22 protein-coding genes are annotated in these 19,816 nt (G+C 69.0%); 10 read left to right on the top strand and 12 right to left on the bottom strand.

What is annotated here, in order from left to right; genetic code table 11:
• Positions 1-76: 76 nt before the first annotated feature.
• Positions 77-796, top strand: a complete 720-nt coding sequence (locus tag AC1MGR_RS03210) for a sulfotransferase domain-containing protein (protein ID WP_480233630.1) — start codon at positions 77-79, stop codon at positions 794-796.
• Positions 797-1,125: 329 nt separating this feature from the next.
• A complete protein-coding gene (gene cysC / locus AC1MGR_RS03205) occupies positions 1,126-1,725 on the top strand; it encodes an adenylyl-sulfate kinase (protein WP_480234921.1) in 600 nt (199 codons plus the stop codon).
• Between the two features lie 280 nt (positions 1,726-2,005).
• Here the strand turns inward: cysC and AC1MGR_RS03200 are convergent, their stop codons facing one another.
• From AC1MGR_RS03200 to AC1MGR_RS03190, 3 genes are all read right to left on the bottom strand, one after another.
• Positions 2,006-3,322, bottom strand: coding sequence for a Tle-like phospholipase domain-containing protein (locus AC1MGR_RS03200; RefSeq protein ID WP_480233629.1), 1,317 nt, complete (start codon positions 3,320-3,322; stop codon positions 2,006-2,008).
• A gap of 188 nt (positions 3,323-3,510) precedes the next feature.
• On the bottom strand, positions 3,511-4,650 hold the full coding sequence (locus tag AC1MGR_RS03195) for a GGDEF domain-containing protein (protein ID WP_108036781.1): 1,140 nt from the start codon (positions 4,648-4,650) through the stop codon (positions 3,511-3,513).
• Positions 4,651-4,836: 186 nt separating this feature from the next.
• Positions 4,837-7,197, bottom strand: a complete 2,361-nt coding sequence (locus AC1MGR_RS03190; protein WP_480233628.1) for a bifunctional diguanylate cyclase/phosphodiesterase — start codon at positions 7,195-7,197, stop codon at positions 4,837-4,839.
• A gap of 494 nt (positions 7,198-7,691) precedes the next feature.
• Between AC1MGR_RS03190 and AC1MGR_RS03185 the strand changes: the two genes are divergently transcribed.
• Positions 7,692-7,973, top strand: a complete 282-nt coding sequence (locus AC1MGR_RS03185; protein WP_480233627.1) for an adenylosuccinate synthase — start codon at positions 7,692-7,694, stop codon at positions 7,971-7,973.
• A 104-nt stretch (positions 7,974-8,077) separates the two neighbouring features.
• Here AC1MGR_RS03185 and AC1MGR_RS03180 read toward each other — a convergent pair whose 3' ends face one another.
• The 4 genes from AC1MGR_RS03180 to AC1MGR_RS03165 all read right to left on the bottom strand — a co-directional run bounded on the left by AC1MGR_RS03180 (position 8,078) and on the right by AC1MGR_RS03165 (position 9,642).
• Positions 8,078-8,350 (bottom strand): hypothetical protein, encoded by a 273-nt coding sequence (locus tag AC1MGR_RS03180; RefSeq protein ID WP_480233626.1) that lies wholly within the window; start codon positions 8,348-8,350, stop codon positions 8,078-8,080.
• 431 nt (positions 8,351-8,781) lie between these two features.
• Complete coding sequence (locus AC1MGR_RS03175; RefSeq protein ID WP_480233625.1) at positions 8,782-9,099, bottom strand: hypothetical protein; 318 nt, start codon at positions 9,097-9,099, stop codon at positions 8,782-8,784.
• A gap of 53 nt (positions 9,100-9,152) precedes the next feature.
• The gene (locus AC1MGR_RS03170) at positions 9,153-9,374 is read right to left on the bottom strand and encodes a hypothetical protein (RefSeq protein WP_108036789.1); all 222 of its coding nucleotides are present in this window, start codon (positions 9,372-9,374) and stop codon (positions 9,153-9,155) included.
• A gap of 61 nt (positions 9,375-9,435) precedes the next feature.
• Positions 9,436-9,642, bottom strand: a complete 207-nt coding sequence (locus AC1MGR_RS03165) for a hypothetical protein (RefSeq protein ID WP_480233624.1) — start codon at positions 9,640-9,642, stop codon at positions 9,436-9,438.
• Positions 9,643-10,050: 408 nt separating this feature from the next.
• Between AC1MGR_RS03165 and AC1MGR_RS03160 the strand changes: the two genes are divergently transcribed.
• Complete coding sequence (locus tag AC1MGR_RS03160; RefSeq protein WP_480233623.1) at positions 10,051-10,230, top strand: hypothetical protein; 180 nt, start codon at positions 10,051-10,053, stop codon at positions 10,228-10,230.
• Positions 10,231-10,256: 26 nt separating this feature from the next.
• Here AC1MGR_RS03160 and AC1MGR_RS03155 read toward each other — a convergent pair whose 3' ends face one another.
• The gene (locus AC1MGR_RS03155; protein ID WP_108036795.1) at positions 10,257-10,439 is read right to left on the bottom strand and encodes a hypothetical protein; all 183 of its coding nucleotides are present in this window, start codon (positions 10,437-10,439) and stop codon (positions 10,257-10,259) included.
• 74 nt (positions 10,440-10,513) lie between these two features.
• A complete protein-coding gene (locus tag AC1MGR_RS03150; protein ID WP_108037094.1) occupies positions 10,514-11,275 on the bottom strand; it encodes a DUF3750 domain-containing protein in 762 nt (253 codons plus the stop codon).
• 121 nt (positions 11,276-11,396) lie between these two features.
• Between AC1MGR_RS03150 and AC1MGR_RS03145 the strand changes: the two genes are divergently transcribed.
• Both AC1MGR_RS03145 and AC1MGR_RS03140 read left to right on the top strand, forming a co-directional pair.
• Entirely contained in the window at positions 11,397-12,899 is a 1,503-nt protein-coding gene (locus tag AC1MGR_RS03145; RefSeq protein ID WP_480233622.1) for an NAD(P)/FAD-dependent oxidoreductase, read from the top strand.
• A 59-nt stretch (positions 12,900-12,958) separates the two neighbouring features.
• Entirely contained in the window at positions 12,959-14,875 is a 1,917-nt protein-coding gene (locus tag AC1MGR_RS03140; RefSeq protein ID WP_480233621.1) for a hypothetical protein, read from the top strand.
• A gap of 20 nt (positions 14,876-14,895) precedes the next feature.
• Here the strand turns inward: AC1MGR_RS03140 and AC1MGR_RS03135 are convergent, their stop codons facing one another.
• Positions 14,896-15,621: a YoaK family protein gene (locus tag AC1MGR_RS03135; protein WP_480233620.1), complete on the bottom strand. Its 726-nt coding sequence runs from the start codon at positions 15,619-15,621 to the stop codon at positions 14,896-14,898.
• 255 nt (positions 15,622-15,876) lie between these two features.
• Here AC1MGR_RS03135 and AC1MGR_RS03130 point away from each other — a divergent pair, with 255 nt between their 5' ends.
• From AC1MGR_RS03130 to AC1MGR_RS03120, 3 genes are all read left to right on the top strand, one after another.
• Positions 15,877-16,128, top strand: coding sequence for a hypothetical protein (locus AC1MGR_RS03130; protein ID WP_480233619.1), 252 nt, complete (start codon positions 15,877-15,879; stop codon positions 16,126-16,128).
• Positions 16,129-16,199: 71 nt separating this feature from the next.
• On the top strand, positions 16,200-16,523 hold the full coding sequence (locus AC1MGR_RS03125) for a hypothetical protein (protein WP_480233618.1): 324 nt from the start codon (positions 16,200-16,202) through the stop codon (positions 16,521-16,523).
• 204 nt (positions 16,524-16,727) lie between these two features.
• Positions 16,728-17,297, top strand: a complete 570-nt coding sequence (locus AC1MGR_RS03120) for a peptidase S14 (protein ID WP_108036801.1) — start codon at positions 16,728-16,730, stop codon at positions 17,295-17,297.
• Between the two features lie 21 nt (positions 17,298-17,318).
• Here AC1MGR_RS03120 and AC1MGR_RS03115 read toward each other — a convergent pair whose 3' ends face one another.
• A complete protein-coding gene (locus AC1MGR_RS03115; protein WP_480233617.1) occupies positions 17,319-18,110 on the bottom strand; it encodes a hypothetical protein in 792 nt (263 codons plus the stop codon).
• Positions 18,107-18,322 carry a hypothetical protein gene (locus AC1MGR_RS03110; RefSeq protein WP_108036803.1) on the bottom strand — a complete coding sequence of 72 codons (216 nt, stop codon included), beginning with the start codon at positions 18,320-18,322 and terminating at the stop codon, positions 18,107-18,109. The genes AC1MGR_RS03115 and AC1MGR_RS03110 overlap by 4 nt, the downstream gene beginning before the upstream one ends.
• A 447-nt stretch (positions 18,323-18,769) precedes the next feature.
• Here AC1MGR_RS03110 and AC1MGR_RS03105 point away from each other — a divergent pair, with 447 nt between their 5' ends.
• Entirely contained in the window at positions 18,770-19,792 is a 1,023-nt protein-coding gene (locus AC1MGR_RS03105) for a helix-turn-helix domain-containing protein (RefSeq protein WP_480233616.1), read from the top strand.
• Positions 19,793-19,816 lie beyond the last annotated feature (24 nt).

Genomic DNA, 19,816 nt, shown 5'->3' with positions numbered 1-19,816 from the left:
GGACTACTCAGCCTGCTTTAGAGAAGGGTGTCAGCCCTCTGAATTCTCAGCTCATAACCCCTGAAATTTGTCCAATATGCGTCCTTGGTCTTTGTTAATCTCTGCACATCATAAATGCGCAACCGAATGGACGCGTCAGTACCTTGAAAAGATTGCGGCTGAAAACGAACTCAGATTGCACCATACGCACCGGAGCTTCGATACGTGGTCGAACGACGCCGACCTGCAAATTCTGAGCAATGCGTCTTATGACGTCGTGTCGGAGGGGCTTGGTTCATCCCTTCATGTCATCCGCAATCCGCTAGATGTGATCGTTTCCGCTTACCACTCCCACAAGGAAACGCACTCCGTCTTGGGGTGGCCCGAGCTGGAGCGGCAACGGCAAGTTCTCCGGTCCATAGCGCAAGAAGACGGCATGTTGCTCACGACGGCCTTCATTGAGCGTTCGGACTTCCACAGCGAAGCTATCGGCCCCCTGCACGCGCTGCGAAGTTGGGACTTTGAGGATGATCGTTTCGTCACTGTCCGTATGGAGGATATGGTCAATGATCCGACAGCTACTATAGGCGCGTATATTGCTGAACGCTGGCCTAACTGCGTCTTGCCGGACCCAGCTTCGATGTCGTTCGAGGCAATGACGGGGCGGAAACCAGGAGAAATCGACCCTGGCTCTCATTACCGCTCAGGGAAGGCGGAGCAGTGGCGAACGGTCCTTCCCCCGTCGCTTATCCAGTATGTTCGTGCCCATTACACTTCAATCCTGGGACGGTTTTACCCAGAGGCGCTGTCTGATTAGGGATCACATCTAACAACTCCTACCTACGCATCTTTCCAGCGACGGCCGCCAGCGCTCCGTGGATCGTGTCGAGCGACCACCTGTAAGATCTCTCGAACGAACGAACTGAGAATAGGTGATGGCCCCGTCTGATCCTGCTGGCGGCGGTCGATCAGAAGCGCAGCCAGAAGGCTGATCCGCACTGGTACTGAGATCATGACGTCGGGTCGCCTGCGATCTCCCGCGAGAGCGAGACTTAGATTTCGAGGAAGGATGGACGTCGCCGTCGAAAGCGGTCCGCGCACTGATCCATCTCGCGCTTGATCGATTATCCTTGCATGACTCCTTCAATGACGCCCACGAATCTGACGCCACACATCCTTCAGCCCCGTGAGAATCGTTGGATCCAGCTTCGGCAACGGCCGGTTATCGCCTGGTTCACCGGCCTGTCGGGCTCCGGAAAGTCGAGCTTGGCCAACACCGTCGATCAGGCTCTCACCGAGCAGGGGCGCCACACCATGGTGCTCGACGGCGACAACCTGCGCAGCGGGCTCACCCGCGATTTGGGATTCAGCCCGGCAGATCGTGACGAGAACGTGCGGCGGACCGCTGAAGTGGCAACTCTCATGGCAGAGGCCGGGCTGATCGTTCTGGTCTCGCTGATCTCGCCCCTGCGCGCCGAGCGCGCCCAGGCCCGTCGCATTGCCCGGGACCTGCCCTTCCTCGAAGTCTTCGTCAGCACGCCCCTGGCGGTCTGCGAGACTCGCGATCCCAAAGGCCTGTACCAGCGCGCCCGCACAGGCCAGATCCCGAATTTCACAGGGATCTCCGCCCCCTACGAAACACCGGACGCCCCGGAGCTGACCCTCGTCACCGAGAATCGCAGCGTCACCGCTTCCGCGGAGCCCCTGCTGAAGGCGCTGCTACGTTTCAGCGCCTCCCCATCATGAGAGCCACTCGGGTTACGGAGATTGAGGCGAAGTCAGACCTACGCTTGCCGTGGGTGGATGGAAGCGGAATGGTAGAAAGACCGGCAGGCGAAGACAGCTGGCGCCGAATTTCCTGAGACCTTTGGGCAAAGGAAATCTGAATTCCTTCACGCATTTGGCCCGGTAATGAGGCACAGATCGATCAATACGAATCCCGCCCTCGGTCTACAGAGCTATGCGAGCTTGCGCCGAGCTCTCTCCGGTCCGATGCCGGACCGGTTGCGCCAAACCGGACCGAGGCTCAGACGTGCAGCAGGCCGTCCGTCGGGACGTGCACGGTGAAGGCCTTGCCCTCATCGATCCAGCCGGGGCCCGCGGCACCCTTGAGGATGCCGGCCGCTTCCTCGGCATTGCCCGCGAAGTGATGCAGGCCCGTCTGCGTGTTGTAGAACCGCTCCAGGGTGACGTGCCCCACGCCGTTCGCCGCGTTGTAGGCCTCGAACGCGACGCCCTCGTAGCTGTAATTCGGGAGGCTCGCCCGGATGGTGTCGCGCTCGTTCACGCTGTCGGTGAAGAAGTGGGTCCCCGTCTTCGTGTCGTAGAAGCGGAAGACGTCATGGGTGGCGGGGCTTTCATCCGGAACGGACCACGGCGTGCCCTCGAAGGCGAAGGTCGGAAGCGTGGCCTGGATCTGCGCCTTCTCCGTCGCGCTGGTCGTGTAGAAATGATCGCCGGTCCTGGTATCGTAGAAGCGATAGATCGGATCGGGCTGGTCGGCCGTGGCCGCGGAGTTCCGGATCACCGGATCCGGCACGGATGCGGTGCCGCTGCGGGCGACATACGCGGAGACGTCGTGCTCGGCGCCGTACGTCGCGAAGGTGCTCAGGAACTTGCCCGCATCGAGGAACTGCGACGAGGTCAGGGTGGTCTGCGTCCCGTTGATCCCCGGAAGGTAGTCCGTGGTGCCGCGATTGACGTAGTCAACGGTCAGGCTCGGGATGGAGGCCGCCACGTCCTGGGGTGTGACCCCGTCGCCGATCGCAGTGGACAGTCCCAGGGACACGGTGCCGGCGTAGACCGGGTCAGCGCCGGCCGTCTGCCCGATCGCGGCCCGGTACATCCCCAGATAGGGCACCGGGTCATCGGCGATCTCGTAGTTCACGATGCGATCGTCCGCGGCCGACGCGATCAGGGCGCCGGGAGAGCCGAAGGTCGCGGCCTGGTAGACCACGTTTCCGGTGTCCGGATGATCCGCCATGAAGACCTGGGTCAGGGCGCCGCCGAGGCTATGCCCCGTGACGACCACCGTCGCGTCGTGCTGCGACGCATAGCTGTCGACGGCGGAAATCAGCGTGGCGAACTTGGTGTAGTCGGCGTTGATGTTGCGCAGGTTGTTGATCCAATCCTGCCGGTCGTCGCTCCCCCGGAAGCTCAGGACGACGACGGATTGATTGCCGAACGTGCCCGTCACCGCCGCCCCGTACGCGTTCTGATTGGCGTAGGCGCCGTTCGTGAGCCCCGGGGCCACGAGGGGCGTGAAGCCCGCGGGAAGTCCGGCAAGGGTGTCGGAATAGGTGGACGCCGCGATGGTCGCCAGGGTTGCCGCGATCGTTCCCATGGTGCGTTCTCTCCGAGGTTCCGCGACCGCAGACCCGGGACCCTGACGCCCGACCCATCGCGGTGGACGGTAACGCAAGCTCGGCGGAAACCGATCCGCGGCCGGTCGAACGGCATCGGGCTCACCGGACCCTCGGCACCGACTCCTCGGCGACCGTCACCCGGCCGAGCGGTTTGCCCGCCGTCGTTTCAGGCGGCCGTGCGCAGCGGCGCGAGGGCGCTGCGGCTCTTGCCCTGGGCCTTGGCGGCATAGAGCGCCGCGTCGGCGGCGGAGAGCAGGCCCGTCAGGTCGGTGCCATGCTCCGGCGCCAGCGCGAGGCCGATGCTGACCCCGACCTGCACCGTCGCCGCGCGATCGAGGGGGAAGGGCACGGAGATCTGCGCCACGATCCGGTCGCTGAACGCGATCAGCGCGGCGGGCGCCAGCACATCGGTGAGGACCACGAACTCGTCGCCGCCGATGCGTGCGACCACGTCCTGCGGTCGGGCGCCGGTCCGCAGGCGCTCCGCGACAGCCTGGAGCAGCTGATCGCCCGCCGCGTGGCCATGCGTGTCGTTGATGGCCTTGAAGCCGTCGAGGTCGAGATACAGCAGGGCCGCGAGACCGTCGCGCCGCGCCGCGATCGCGTCTGCCAGTCCGGCCCGGTTCAGGAGGCCGGTCAAGCTGTCGTGCCGGGCCCGGAACGCGTGCTCGCGCTCGGCCTGCATGGTGGCCACCAGCATCCGGTTCAGGCGAAAGCCCGCCGCGCTCATGCTGGCGAGGTAGAACGGGATCTGCAGGAACGTGATGAGGAGGAGCGGCTCGCCGGTGAAGGGCGCGGCGAGGCAGCAGGAGCCGAGCGTCAGGACGATCATCGCCCCGGCGAGTCGCGGCGCGCCGAAGTTGCGGAACGAGATGCCCCCGACCATCGCCGCCGCGGAGAGACACGCCAGGGTCGCCACGACCCAGTCGCCGCTGGTCAGGCTGATGAAGGTCCCGTAGCCGACGCTCGCGGACCAGGCGAGGCCGAGCAGGATGTAGAGGTCGGTCGGGGTCTTGCGCCGCGCGGCGGCCGCCCGCTGCGCGATGACCAGCACTAGGAGGCGGGTGAGGCAGATGCCGCATTCCAGCACGCACCAGAGCAGGAACGGCGTCTTGGGAAGCCGCCAGGCCACGAGCGCGGAGACCGCGAGGGTGTTCAGGACGCCCCCGGCGAAGATCGGCAGGGTCCCGAACAGGCTTGCCACGAGGGCTTTGCGGATCTCGTCGGGGACGTCGCGGCCCGCATCGGTCAGCCACCGTGTCACGCGCCAGCGGGGCAGGCTGAACAGCCGTGGATCGTTCTGCATCGCTCTACCTGGAACGGGCGGAAGACGCCCCTTGGCGCGCGATGATCCCGACCGGTCCCGACCGTGCGCCGCGTCCTGATCGATCACCCGCATTGGGTTAACATTCACACAACCGGACGGTTTTGGGCTTCCGTCCCCGAGCGGTCGCACCGCATTCCTGGGCCGCTGCTCGACGCGGTCCGGCGCCTACGCCGCCCGGGTGCCGCCCTTCGGATAGGCAAGCGCCTGGGGACGGGCGGGCCGGCCGATCAGGTAGCCCTGGACCGCATCGCAGCCGATCGCCCGGAGGAGATCGAGCTGCTCGCGGCTCTCCACGCCCTCCGCCAGGGTCGGGATGTTCATGTCCCGGCCCATCTGCGTCACCGCCTTGATCACCGCCAGCGATTGGCGGTCGTTGAGGGCCGCGGCGACGAAGCTGCGATCGATCTTGATCCGGTCGAGGGGAAGATCGCGCAGGTGGGCGAGCGAGGAGTAGCCCGTCCCGAAGTCGTCCATCGCGATCTTGATGCCGAGGCGGCGCAGGGCATCCAGGGTATGGGCGATCTGCGGCCCGTCCTCCACGAGCGCCGTCTCCGTCAGCTCGAGTTCGAGCCGGCTCGCGGACAGGCCGCTCCGGGCCAGGGCCTCGGAGACATGCGTCAGCAGGAGGGGCGAACGGAGCTGGACCGCGGACACGTTGACGGCCAGGTGCTGCTCGTCCGGCCAGCTCACGGCCTCCCGGCAGGCCTGTTCCAGCACCCATTGTCCGATCGGGACGATCAGCCCGTTCTCCTCGGCGAGGGGGATGAACTCATCCGGCGAGACCAAGCCGCGGTCCGGATGGTTCCAGCGGATCAAGGCTTCGCAGGAGACGATCCGGTCGCTCGTGAGCGACAGGATCGGCTGATAGACGAGGTAGAACTGCCGCAGGGCGAGCGCCCCCCGCAGGTCGTTCTCCAGATGCCCGCGCTCGGCGATCGCCTCGATCATGCCGGGCTGGTAGCCGACCGCCAGCCCGCGGCCGCGGCGCTTGGCTTCGTACAGGGCGATATCGGCCCGCTGCATCAGGTCGCTGGGGCTGGTGCTGTCATCGATGCCGCACACGCCGATGCTGCAGCCGACGACCACGGTCATGCTCGCGAGGGTGTAGGGCTTCTCGATCTCCGCCACGATCCGGTCCGCCAGGGCCTTGGCCGCGGCCGCATCGCCCGACGTGAGGATCGCGAGTTCGTCGCCACCGTGCCGGGCGATGAAGTCGGCTTCGCCGACGAGCGCGCGCAGGCGGCCCGCCACCGCGACGAGCAGCTGGTCCCCGACCGCGTGGCCGAAGGTGTCGTTGACGAACTTGAATCGATCGAGATCGAGCAGGAGCAGGGTGGATGCGGCCCCGGCCTGGTGCACGGCGAGCATCCGCTCGTTGAGCGCACGCCGGTTGCACAAGCCCGTCAGGGGGTCGTGATAGGCCAGTTGCGAGATCTCCGCCTGGGCATGCCGGTCCCGGGTCACGTCGTCGTAGGTCAGGACGGCCCCGTCGGCGACGGGCTGGCAGGCGATCGACAGGATCCGTCCGTCGTCGAAGAGGTGCTCGATCCGCGTCTCCTCGTCCTTGCCCATCCAGAGCCAGTGGTTGCCCACCACACGGGCGGTGCGCTCGGCGTCCCATCCGTTGGAATCGCCGGTGGCCTTGAGGAAGTCCTTGAGGTGCATCCCGACCCGGACGGCGTCCGGAGCCAGGCCGAGCATATTGAGGAGGCGCTGGTTGTAGAGCTCGATGGTGCCCCGGGACGAAATCTTCAGGATGCCGTTGGACATGTTCTGGAGCGCCGTCGCCAGGACGTTCAGGTGGGCCTGTTCCTGAGCCTCGAAGCGCCGGGTCGCCGCCAGGGCGACGAAGGCACCGGTGATGAGGATCGCCGCACCGGCGGCGGTCAGGATGCTCAGCGCCACCTGGATGTTCGGGCCGAGCGTCCCGGTGGGCTGCCCTTCCAGCACCGTCCCGGCCAGGGAGGTGAAGTGGGTTCCGCACACCGCCAGGACGATGAGCGCGCAGGCGATCGCATCGAAGGGCCACCGTTCGGGAAGCAGGCGAACCCCCGCCATCGCCACCGCCCCCAGCAGGTAGGCCAGGGCGTTGGCCGTGGCCGACTGGCTCTGGGTGCAGCCTTCGAGGGCGGACATGCCGGTGATATGCATCGCGCCGATGCCGAGCCCCGCCACGGCGCCCAGGAGGCCCCGGGCCGGTCGGCCCTTCGGCAGGGCCGAGAGCGCGAAGGGCACGCCCACCGCGACCACGGCGATCAGGGCCGAAGCGATCGTGGTACCGGAGTGGAAACCCAGGATGACGTCGGTCCGATAGCCCAGCATGCCCAGGAAGTGCGTGGTCCAGACGCCGAGCCCGGCCGCCAGGGCCGTGCCCACCAGCCATCGCCCGCGGCGGGCCGCCGGCGCGGCCTCGGCCTTCCGGAGCAGGTGAACCGTCAACCAAGCACTCAGGGTGCAGATCGTCGCTGCAGCCAGGACGGAGACGATGGCCTGGCTTTCCAAAAGCGTGGCGAGGGTGAGCATCATGCGACGTCTTTTAGCCCAGAAGCTCTTATGTCTTCGTCAAGAGCTTCAGTGAACGGCGCATTATTTTTGCTTCGCCTCATCATGATCGGCCATGGATTTTATCGTGGGTTAAAGTGATCGCCTTTGAACACGACTTTGTGATTTGGGTACTATAGCTTGGTTGTAGTGGTGCCGCAGCTACCCGTTTCTCGATCAAGGCCCGGCGCTGAAGGACCGTGCAGGACGATCCGCTTGGCGCGCCCCTGACCGGGAAAGAATGCCGGTTCGCCCGTGCATCCTGGCCCTGCCTCTGCTAGAACGAAAAAGGAACACGCACCCGGTGCGTCTCAACCCTCCCGGCGAGAAAGGCGGCAACGGTCGCGGCTTTCCGTCTGTCCGGCGAGCCTGCCGGAGCGCAGACCGTCCGATCGATCACCGGGACGGGGGCAGGCCGGCACGAGGCAGGATCCGCCTCGGCCGGTCGCCGGCGCGGACGACGAGAAGGAAATCCCATCATGGCATTCAAGGTGAAATCGGCGGCCGAGACCAAGGCGGCGGATCTGGCATCCGCCCTCATCCGCATCGCCGACCGCGAGGGCGCGCCCCTGAGCATCGGCGTCGACCAGCTTCGACAGGGCAATCCCCGCCTGACGCCCCTGGCGATCGGGCAGACGTTCCGGAAGCACCGGGACGGTCTCGACACTGCCCTGCGGGCGCGCGGCTACACCCTCGTCGACTATGCCGACCAGGGGCCGGGCCGCGGCATGGCGTTCGCCATCGACAGCGACGTCGGGTGAGGCGAACCGGGGGGTTCAGCCCCCCGGTCACGAAAAACCCGCCACGGCGGACGCCGGGCGGGTTGGTCTTACCAAAGACGGAACTCGCTGGAGACCGTCAGGTTTCAGCGGCTGCTGCCACCGGCGCTGCTGTTGGGGACGGCCTGCTCGGGCTTGCTGGCGTTGCCACCGGCGGCCGAGTCCGTCGTTGCCGTTTCGGCACCGGTCGCGCCCCGGGAGACGGACACGCTGGGGTCGTTGCCCGTGGTGTTCGGCTGTCCCTGGACGACTGCGCCGCCCGTTTGGCCGGGGGCGGCGCCAGGGACTGTGGCGGGCTGAGCCAGGGCGGACAGACTGAAGAGGGAGGCGCCGAGGGCGAAGGCAGCAGTTCTGATCATGGTGCGTCCTGATTGAGAGGTTACCAGGGCAACCGTCGTCCGGCTCCGTCGTTCCCAATCATACATGCCAAACAAAACCCGCCGCGGCCGGAGCCGGGCGGGCGCGGTGAGACCTAACGGTTGATCGGGCGTCGACCTCAACGGACGAAGTCGACACGATTCGCGAGCGATTCGCAGCAACAATCCAGCAACAGATTCCGCAAAACGCGTCGGAGTTCTCGAAGCGTGCCCCGCCTTACGCAGGGCAGCCCGAAAGCCGGCACGCACGACGATTCCCGCCGAGATTCGGGGTCAGATCGCAAAAAGACACCCGCCACGGCGTAAACCGCGCGGGTGTCAAGGTAACGGCCCCCGGGTTCCGGGAGGCATAAGGTAGACGGACAGCCGGGCCGAAATCATCCGATGGTTGTGCGAACGTCGCCGGGAAGGCGCTACTGGTTCCCGATCGACGGGCCGCCGGCCGCGCCGCCGGTCCCAGGCGGTCCACTGGTCGGCGTGCCGCCGATGTTCAGGCCGGGGCTGCTTCCGGGAATGGAATTCGGGCTCGGATTGCCCACGACGTTCGGGGCGGGGCGACCCGCGGCGTCGCTGGCCGGGGGCGCGGCGCCCGGAGCCATGGACGGCGTGGTGACCCCGGTGTTCCCTGCCCCGCCGGTCGGTGCGAGCGATTCCGCGAAGGCGGGACGCGTCAGGGGCGCGGCCGACAGGGCAGTGGCCAGGGCGGCGAGGGTGAGAAACGTGCGGGTCATCGGTCCGTCCATGCAGATGCGTTCGATCGACGACCTCCGGTCGCCCCGGAGGTTCAGCCCACCAGCCAATGGGCGGCGAGCATCACGATCGATCCCGCCACGGCGAACCCGAGCAGGGTCACGCTGCTGACCTGATCGACCTGATCGACGGTGTTCCCGACGCGGTGCTCGCGTTTCATCGACGTGCTGTCGAGCCCGGTCCGGTTGGCGTCGGCGTTGCGGACATCGGTCGTGGTCTGGCGCGGCGTAGCATCGAGATGGGTCAGGGTGGTCATCGCAAAATCCTGTGAGGGGGAGAAGGCGTGCGTCGGGGACGCGGCTTGGTGTGGCGTCAGTTCAGGAGAACGAGCCGAAGCCCTCGAAGTCGGAGGTCGGCGAGACGCTGGTGCCGGGCGGCCGGGCGGGTGTGTTGCTCACATCCCCGCCATGCGCGTCGTGACCTCGCTCGAGATGCCGTATGCGGTCGGCGTGACCGATGCCCGGGCCCGTGTCGATCGACGGGCCCGACAGGGTCCCGTCGTCCGGCGTGATATGGTTGCGCATTCGGGGAGCCCCGTTGGTATGCCACGACTGTCTGGATGTGAGCAGAGAATGTCTCGCAGCCGCGGGCGTTCCTTGGCCGGGACAAGCAAGGAGTCGCAGGGCGCGGCCCGTGCCGAGGCCTTGAACCCGGCGCCGTCTCACCCCGTATGGCTGGATGCTGCCTGCGGCGGCGCCGTGGATCCGGGTCCGCCGACGCACGTTGATCGGGATGCCTCGCCTCTTCGCTGCCGTCGCCGTGCTGGGACTGATCGGAATGGTGTCCCACGGCCATCACGGCCATCCGCGACACCCGAAGGCGCCCGTGCCGCCGGCCGCCGTCGTCCGCTGAGGCCCGCTTTCCCGTGGCCGGCCATCATGGTGCCACGAACCCGGCCGAAGCAGCCTGAACGCCACGTCAGGGATGGAACCATGCACTCCGCTACCGGCCGGCTCTGGACGGTTCTGAAGGCCACGCTGGGAATCGGCCTGTTGGCGGCCCTGTCGCTGTATTCGGCCAGCGTGGTCGACCAGAGGGGGCTCAACCCCTTCGCCGCCGCCCTGGCCGAGCCGGTGACGACCGGAACGGTCAAGGCGAGCCTGACGCGCTAGGGCAGGTCACCCGCTCCTGCGGGGGCCTACAGGTTCTCGCCGGCATCCGGACTGGCGACGAGCTGCTCGGCCTCGACGGTGGTGTAGCCGTCCAGCCAATCCGCGCTCTCCTGCGATCCGGCCGGATAGGGATTGGCCGAGACCGGCAGCCCATCGGTCCGCGCGGTACTGCCTTCCAGCCAGATCTTGTTCGACGCCACGACGGTCATGCCTGCACCTCCCGGTGCCAGGAAACGGTCCATCGGGCCGATGGTTCGATGGCGCCCGGCGGAGACCAAGCCCGTCACCACCCCACGCGACCGAGGGCGGGAAGCTTGAGGGCCGGACGCCGCAGATCGAGCCCCGCCACGGCCCCGAGCAGGTTCACCTCGAGACCCTCGACCCATCCCACCGTCAGCCCGACATAGCCGCCGAGGTTGAGCCGCAGGCCGGTTCGCGACGGCGTCACGCCGATCCAGCGGCCGTCATAGGGGAAGTCCTTGCCGATCGCGGTGGCCGGCAGGCTCGCCGCCATCTCCGGCACCGCGCTCATCACGGCGGCCACGAAGGTGTTCGAGTTCGGACCCGGCCACACGGTGTAATCCCCCGGCTGCGCATAGCGGTAGGTCCGGATCGTCTCCCGGATCCGCGGGATCATCGCCTCCGCGGCCGGACCGTCGGCGGCCACGATGGTGTCGGGCAGGCTTCCGAACCAGCGCCCGTCGGGCACGAAGCGGTCGATCCAGATCGGCTGGCCCCAGGCCGTGTAGTCGAAGCGCTGGTAGGCGGAGGCCCCCGCATCCTTCACGACGATCCAGCTGTGGGTGGCGAGGATGCCGCGCCAGCTCACCGTCCGGGCGGAGAAGATCCGGACGATCGCCTCCCTGTGGGTCGCGGCCGGCGGCAGGAGTCCGGTGCTGGACCGGTCGGCGGCGCGCCAGTCCCCGCGGGTCTGGCTGGCGTAGAGGGCTGCGGAGATCGCGATGGGCGCGAGGTAGAGGAGGACGAAGGCGAGAGCGGCGATCTTGAGCAAGGCGGTTCCGAACGGCGGGAGGGCCCACCGCATATGGGGCGCCGGGCGGACGGGCGGGAGGGCCGCCGCCACCGGCGTGGACAGGGCTTCCTTAACCACTTCCGCGCTATCCCCAGGGTGCTTCGTCCTTCGGTTAACTTGACGGTCCTGCCCGATGAGCCACCACTCGGAAACGCTCGTGATCGGGGCGGGACCCGCGGGCCTGACCGCTGCCTATCTGCTGGCGAAGGCCGGGCGCTCCGTGACGGTCCTGGAGAAGGACCCGGTCCAGGTGGGCGGCATCAGCCGCACGGTCGCGCATAACGGCTACCTGTTCGATATCGGCGGACACCGCTTCTTCTCGAAGTCGAAGGCCGTGGTCGATCTCTGGGACGAGCTGCTGCCCGACGACTTCATCGAGCGGCCGCGCCTGTCGCGGATCTTCTACAAGGGCAAGTACTACGCCTATCCGCTCAAGGCCTTCGAGGCCCTGCGCAACCTCGGCCTCCTCGAGAGCACCGCCTGCGTCGCCTCCTATCTCTATGCGCGCGCCCGTCCCATCGAAGAGCCCAGGAGCTTCCACGACTGGGTCCGCAACCGCTTCGGCGAGCGCCTGTTCTCGATCTTCTTCAAGACCTACACGGAGAAGGTCTGGGGCATGTCCTGCGACGCCATCTCGGCGGACTGGGCGGCCCAGCGCATCAACGGCCTCGATCTCGGGGCCGCGATCCGCGACGCGCTGGTTCGCTCCCTCGGCCTGCGCAAGGCGCCGCGCGCCGGCGAGCCCGTGATCAAGACGCTGATCGAATCCTTCCGCTATCCCCGCAAGGGGCCGGGCATGATGTGGGAGGCGGCTGCCGCGAAGGTGGAGGCCCTGGGCGGAACGCTGCGCCTCGATCGGGGCGTGGACGGCTTGCACTACGAGGCCCGGACCGGCCTCTGGACCGTGACGGCCAAGGCCGCCGACGGCACCCGCGAGACCTTCAAGGCCCGCAACGTCATTTCTTCCGCGCCGCTGCGCGAGCTCGTCGGATCGCTCTCGCCCGCGCCGATCAGCACCTTCCAGGCCCGCGCCCTGCAGTACCGCGACTTCCTCACCGTGGCGCTGATCGCGCGCTCGGACCGGAACTTCCCCGACAACTGGATCTACATCCACGATCCGTCCGTGCAGGTCGGGCGGGTGCAGAACTTCCGCTCCTGGTCGCCCGAGATGGTGCCGGACGCGGCGCATACCTGCCTCGGTCTTGAGTATTTCTGCTTCGAGGGCGACGGCCTCTGGGCGCAGTCCGATGCCGACCTGATCGCCCTCGCCAAGCGCGAGATCGGCCAGATCGGACTGATCCGCTCAGAGGATGTGGTCGACGCCTGCGTCGTCCGTCAGCCCAAGGCCTATCCGGTCTACGACGAGGACTACAAGGCGCACGTCGCCACCATCCGGCGGGACCTCGAGCACGCCTATCCGAGCCTGCACCTCGTCGGGCGCAACGGCATGCACAAGTACAACAACCAGGACCACGCGATGATGACCGCCATGCTCACGGTGGAGAACATCCTCGCCGGGGAGCGCCGCTACGATCCGTGGTGCGTGAACGAGGACGCGGAATACACCGAGGCGGGCGTCTCGGGGGCACAGGATGCCCTGACGAGCGAGCGCATGGTGCCGCGCCGGGCAGCCTGACGATGCGCGCGGCGGCCGGGACTTCCGACCCCCCGGTGGCCGTCCCGGATCCCGCCCCCGTGACCGGCGCCGTTCCACGCTGGGCGGCGGTCCTGCGCCGCTCGGCCTGGCCGGCGCTCGGCATGGCGGGTCTCACCCTCCTGCTGCATCCCTACGAAGGGATCGACGGCGATGCCCGCATCTACGTGGGACGGGCCCTCGCCGACCTCGATCCGGACGGGGTCGGGCGCGACCTCATGTTCACGCATGACGGTCAGTCGCGCTTCAGCCTGTTCCCCGTCGCCCTCCGGGTGCTGGTTGGGGCGCTGGGGCCCGGTCCGGCGGCCCTGGCCGTCAGCGTCGTCGGGCTGATCGCCTGGTTCTGCGCCGCATCGGCGCTGGCGGCGGCCTTGTCGGCGGACCTGGGCGCCGGCCGGCGGCGCTGGGTCGTCCTCGCGGCGATGGCGGGCCTGCCCGCCTCCTACGGCTATCCCGGCATCTTCCGCGTCGGCGAGGCCCTGGCGACGCCCCGGACCCTCGCGGAGGCGGCGGTCCTCGCCGGTCTCGCGGCGAGCCTGTCCGGCCGCCGCGCCTGGGCCCTGGCCTTCATGGCCCTGGGGGGCCTCATCCACCCGATCATGGGTCTGGCCGGCCTGGCGGTGCTCGTCCTCGCCCTGGTGGCGGAGAACCGGCGCTGGCTGCTGGTCCTGGGGCCGGGTCTCCTCGCCATCCTGGCGGCCGCCGGCCTCGGCGTGCCGCTGTTCGCGCGCCTGCTGCAGCCCGTCGATCCCGCCTTCCTGGAGATCCTCCGCCAGCGCTGTACCGACCTCTTCCCCACGCTCTGGCCGAGCCAGGCCTGGGGCCCGCCCCTCGTGCAGGCCGCCACGATCCTCGTCGCCGCGACCCGGGTTCCGATCCGGGCGCGGAGGCTCCTCCTGGCCGCACTCCTGGCGGGCGCCGCCGGGGTGGCGGCCACCACGGTGTTCGAGGAGCAGTGGTCGTCGCTGCTGGTGATCCAGGTCCAGCCCTGGCGCTTCCTCTGGGTGACCTCCGTCCTCGGAGCCGCCGCCCTGGGCCTGTGCGCCACCCTCCTCCCGCGCGGGACGCCAGGCGAGCGGATCACCCTCGCCCTGCTGGGCCTCGCCTGGGTGTTCTCCACCGACCTCCCCATCGCGGCGGTCGCGGGCCTCCTCGCGGTCGGGGTCCACGCGGCGCTGCGCCGGGACTGGGTGACGCCGTCGCCGGGCCTGATGCGCGCGACCCTGGGCGTGGTCGGCCTCCTCGTCACCGGCCGCCTCCTGCTCGAGGCGCTCGCCCTCGGCTGGCTCGCGGCGAACCGGGCCGAGGGCGCCCATCTGGGCCTCAGCCTGATCCGGAGTTTCCCGATCGTGCCGTCGCTCGCCTTCGGGGCGGGCCTCGCCTGGATCGCCGCCGAGCGGTCCCGGGTCGCGCGGCCGATCCTGGCCGTGGCGCTGACCCTCACGCTCCTGGGCCTCTGGGACGAGCGTTCGCGGGCCTTCCGGCGGATCGAGGACCGGACCCTGCTGCCCGGTCTCGTCGAGGCCATCGCGCAGCGGCCGGGCGAGGTGCTCTGGCTGGACGGGCGGGCCGAGACCTGGCTGGCCCTGGGCCGCCCGAGCTGGATCACCAACCTGCAGGGCGCCAGCATCGTCTTCTCGCGCCCTCTGGCGATGCTGTGGTCCGAGCGGATCGACCGGCTGATCGCCCTCGGCCTCGCCACCGAGGCCCAGCGCAGGCCGTTCGCGCCTCCGGTCCCCCCGCGGGCCGATGACCTGCCGGCCGGTGCGGTCGCGACACTCTGCGCGGCCCCGGACGGACCGGCCTGGATCGCGGTGCCCCTGCGGGAGGGCCAGGTGGGGCCGGACGGGGCGCGCGTCTTCCCGCTCGCGGACCCATCCGTGAGACCGATGGCGACGGTCGAGGGCATGGGCTGGCAGCGCATCACCGCCTACGGGCTGCTCGCCTGCCGCGCGTGAGGCCGGTCCCGCGCCGCGGATCACTCCACGCGGAGGAGCGCGAGGGCCGTGAGCACCGCGATCGGGATGACGAGGCAGCCGAACGAGACGGCGGCGACGCCGAAGGCCCCCGCGAGGGCGCCGACGGCGAAGGCCAGCACCGCGGGCAGCATCCGGCGCATCCGTCCCCGCGCCGCCCCGTCCGGCGGCACGGCGCCCCGCGCCCAGTCGACGAGGTCGATCACCGCCTGGGTGACGTTGACCGTCATCACCGTGGTGGCGGCGAGATGCGCGAGGCCGAGGCGCCCGATGGCGTTCTGGACCCCCATCGCGGCGACGCCGAGCATCCCGACCGTCACCGCCGCCACGCCATCGGGGGAGCCGAGGGGCGAGAGGGCGAGACCGGCGATGCAGAAGGCGGCCAGCAGGGCGATCTCGAGGGCCAGCAGCCAGCGCAGCGGTGCCTGGCCGCGGCGCTCCAGGGCCAGGGCGAGCAGCCGGGTGGCCGCGACCGCCCCCACGAAGGCCGGTAGGGCGAGGAGCTTGGCGACCACGCCCGTCGAGGTCGAGACGAGTTCGGCTCCCAGCAGCACGAAGTTGCCGGTCACGTGGGCGGTGAACAGGCCCGTCAGGGCGATGAAGGCGGCGGCGTCGACGAAGCCGGCGACGAAGGCGAGACCGGTTCCGGCGGCGAGGTCCGTGTCGATGCGGGAGCGGCCTGGCCCGCGCGCGGGGGAAGGCTCGTTCGAAGGGGAGATCGGTGCCATCCGGTGCGTCTGCCGAGGATCCAGGATCGAGGGATGTCGAATCGGCCGATCCCCCATGCGCGCCCGGTTCTCGCCGAACCCGCGGCGAAACGGAAGCTTCGGCGGGCGGGATCATGGCCGGATGACTCAAGCCGGCGCTCGTCGACCCGTGACCCTCTTCCCGAAACGTGGCGGAATCCTTCGCTGTCGCCACAGAAACCTTGCGACAACCCTTCGCGCCCCTGAACCGCCGGCGGGGCCGTTCGTTGTGTGGGCATGACCCATCCCGCGACCGATCCCTCCACCGCCGAATCCCGCATCGCGGACGCGCGCCATCGCGAACTCGCGACCGAGCACCTCCTGTTCGGAACGATCCGGTTCCTGGCCCAGGAACATCCGGAGTTGCTCAAGAGCCTGGAGGCCAGCATCGACCACCTCTGGGACAAGGCCGACGACGACACCCGGGACGACGAGGCCGTGCGAGAGGTCGCGCGCCGCTTCCTCAAAAGCCTGCGGGCCGAGCGCTGATCCGCCGGCCGCGCGGCCCTGGCCCGAACTTCCGTGCCGCGCGTCCGTTCTCAACGAGACAGGAGGTCCCCATGGTGAATGGTCCGACGACATCGACCGCGATCCGACGCACCGCGCTCTCGGCCAGTCTCGTCCTGGCCAACCTCATCCTGGCCAGCCTCGTGCTGGGGCTCGGCGGCAGCGCGCTGGCCCGGGGCGGCAGCGGCAGCAGCGGCGACGGCCTGTCGCCCTACGCTGCGCTGAGCGGCAATGACCGCTCGGCCGGCGTGAACAACGGCAACTACCGCGATCCCGCCCTCGACCCGTACCTGGGCGCCTACGAGGGCCGCTACGACCGGCCGGTGCGCGAGCGCTATCGCCCGAGCCGGCAGCCCTATTACGGCACGCCGTACTGACAGGGCACGCCGTATCGACCGGGGTTGGAGGCACCGGCGCCGGAGCCGAACGGCTCATGGGATCGTCCCGCGTGCGCGGCAGCGCAGGTCCGGGCGCCGTGCACGCGGGACGGCTCGTTCGGTCCGCGGCGGACGCAACCGATCCGAGGCTGGGAACTTGCGTTCTCGCTGCGACGGCCAGGTCCCGGCCGCCAGGAGGACCCCATGGACACCAGTACCTTATCGCCCGCTGCCTTCGATACCCCCGCCATCCTGCTGTCGGGGACGGTCGATCAGGACATGTACCGGGACTTCCGCCGCCAGCTCGACGCGGTCGGCGACCGGACCCTCGTGGTGGTCGAGCTGACGACTCTCGGCGGCGATCCCGAGGTCGCCCGGATGATGGGCGAGGACATCCGCTTCAAGAGCGGTCTCCAGACGGATCGGCGCTTCGTCTTCCTCGGCAAGGCCGCGATCTACTCGGCCGGGACCACCTTCATGAGCTTCTTCGCCCGGCCGAACCGCTACCTCACCCGGGGCACGCGGCTGATGATCCACGAGCGCAAGCTCGACAAGAAGGTGGTCCTCAACGGTCCGCTCACGACTTGCATCGCCAGCGTGAAGGCCGCCCTGCACGAGATCGAGTGTTCCATCGCGATCCAGAACGAAGGCTTCGCCAACCTCGTCCGGGATTCGCAGGTGACGCTGGAGACGGTGCTGCAGCGGGCTCCCGAGAACTGGTACATCGAGGCGGGCGAGGCGCAGGAGCTCGGGCTGATCGAGGGGATTCTCTGAGCGCGCGGGCCGCCCGGTCCGTCAGCCCCTCCCGTCGCGCGGCAGGGGCTCCGATGCGGCCTCCTCCGGGCGATCCTCCGGAAAGGCGGTGCGCAGGAGCGCCACCTGACGGCTCAGCGCCCGCTCGCCGGCCTCGCGGCCGCATTTCTCCACGTGGACGCCGCGGTTGACGACCTGGAGGTTCGGGGCGCCCCAGAAGCCGAGCAGCGTCGGCCAGGACTCGTCGCGGTGCTCCCGCCAGACGCGGTAGAGGGGCACCCGATGATCGACCTCGGCGGTCTTGAACAGACGCTTGCCCGAGGCGGCGCAGCGGTGGCGCTGATGCGCCTTCAGCACCTTCACCTGGTCGCTGGGCGCCACCCAGAGCTTCCAGGCGGCGACACAGGCCGCGTGCCAGCGGGCGTTCTTGTTGGGAACGCCCGCCCCCCACAGGTCCCGGTGCCAACCGAAGCGGTAGACCGGCTGCCCGCAGATGCAGCAATGCCCCTTGCCGCGCGCATGGGCCGGCTCCCGGAAGGGCGAGGGCGGCATGCGGAAGGTGGCGGCGAGGCCGGACCCCTTCTCGGTGCCGAGGCGCCAGGTCCAGCCCTCGGGATGGCCCGAGCGCGTGGCGAGGGCCCGCGCCAGCCGGTCCGCGCGCAGGAGATGCGCGCGCCAGTAGCTCTCCACCGCCAGGCGCGGCGTCGGTGGAATCAGCGGGCGCGACAGGGCGTGCCGCAGGACGGGGGCCGGGAAGATGCCCGGCAGGGCGCGGTCGAGGCGCGCCCGCGCGGCAACGTTCCGCTCGGCCCGCCACTCCGAGGTGGCGCTCACGCCCGGACGAGGCTGTCGTCGGCCGGTGCGGGCGTGGCGACCGGCGCCGGGCGTCCCGCGACCGCATCCGCGAGTCGGTTCAGGCGTCGGCCAAGATCAACGACCTCGTTCAAGGCAATCGACTTCTCCCCATTCTTGACGGCCCGGGTAATATCGCTGAGCTGCAGCTTGGAAATACGAAGCAACTCGGCGGCAAGCTGGTCTCTGGTCATCGTGCGGATCGCGGAGTTTGGTGAGCGGCGGGGCTCGCGAGATTTAGGGCGTAACGGTTACCGAGGCGTTGCCGTGCGCGGGCGACCGCCTCGGGAAAGGTATAATCTCGGTCGCCGATCCCGGCACGTCCGATCGCGTCTGTGTTGGGCGTCGACGCCGCCTCCACGCCTTTCGACGATCGCATGTCTTGAACCGCCATTCTCGAAACAGATCCCAAACTCTCTATTGTCACGAGACCCGGAGCGCCTCAGCCAATAAGCCTTTGCCGGCGCGCCGGCATCGCGCTCAATTGCGATGACACGCCCGCATACTTAGGCCTTGCATCGGTCACGGAACCGTGAGTTGTCTCCCACGTTCGGAACGCCCTATCCCGGAGGGTGTTGGAACGGGTCGATTGGGATGTGTCCGATGGGCCTTCTGATCCATCCGGTCGGGTTCAGTCAGACGTGTCGCTGCCGTCGTTCGCCTTTTCCACCCAGGAGGTCGGTCCGGAGTTCGCGTTCGAGGCGTATCGGGACCTCTATGCCGGCGGCGCCGACGTCGCACGGATCGGCCCGGATTTCTCCGCCCAGGTGCAGGCCTACCGGCTGGATCGGATGATCCTGTTCAAGCGCCGCCTGAACGGGCTCCAGCACAGCCGGTCCCCGCAGCGGGTACGCCGGGACGGCTTCGACCATATCACCCTTCACCTGCTCCTGGAGGGCGAATTGCTGGCCGGGCCGCCCGGGCACGAGCGCCGCGTCCGACCGGGCGAGATCCTGGTCTGTGACAACACGCTGCCGCACCAGAGCCGGGCGTACGGCGTGCGGCAGATCTCGACGCCGGTGGCGCGCGAGTTGATCGAGCCCCAGGCCCCCGACCTGCGCAAATTCCACGGCGCGATCCTCCCGGAGACCGTGGGCGGCCTCGTGGCCGATTTCATCGTATCCCTGACCCGCCGCTCGGAGACCCTCGACAGCGCGGTGGTATCGCGGTCGAGCACCGTCCTGGGCATGCTGCTGGCCGCCGCGCTGCGCGGCCATGACGCTCCCCCCGAGGCCATCGTCTGGGCCGCAATCCACGATGGCCCCGACGGCGACGCCCGCCGCCGCGAGGCCGAGGCCCACGTGGAGCGGCATCTCGCGGATCGCGACCTCAGCGCCGAGACCATCGCGGCGGAACTCGGGATCTCGCGGAGCCTGCTCTACCGGGCCTTCCTGAGGGACGGCGGGGTCGCGCGCTTCGTGCAGCAGCGCCGCCTGGAACGGGTGCGCGATGCCCTCCGGCGCCAGGGCGAAACCCGCTCGATCGCCACCCTCGCCTACGCCTACGGCTTTGCCAGCGAGCAGCATTTCAACCGGGCCTTCCGGACGGCGTTCGGCCGCCCGCCCGGACAGTTCCGGACCCACATCCAGCAGCTGCGCAGCGACGCGCATGCCCGGGGCGATCACGCCTGGCCCCTCGCGGCCTGGCACAGCGAGCTCTACTGATGTCCCTCGCGTCCGGCGCGCAGC

The organism is Methylobacterium sp. BI1 (assembly GCF_056680125.1).
The sequence above is the reverse complement of the archived record's forward strand: the minus strand, read 5'-3'. Positions and strand labels throughout refer to the sequence as shown.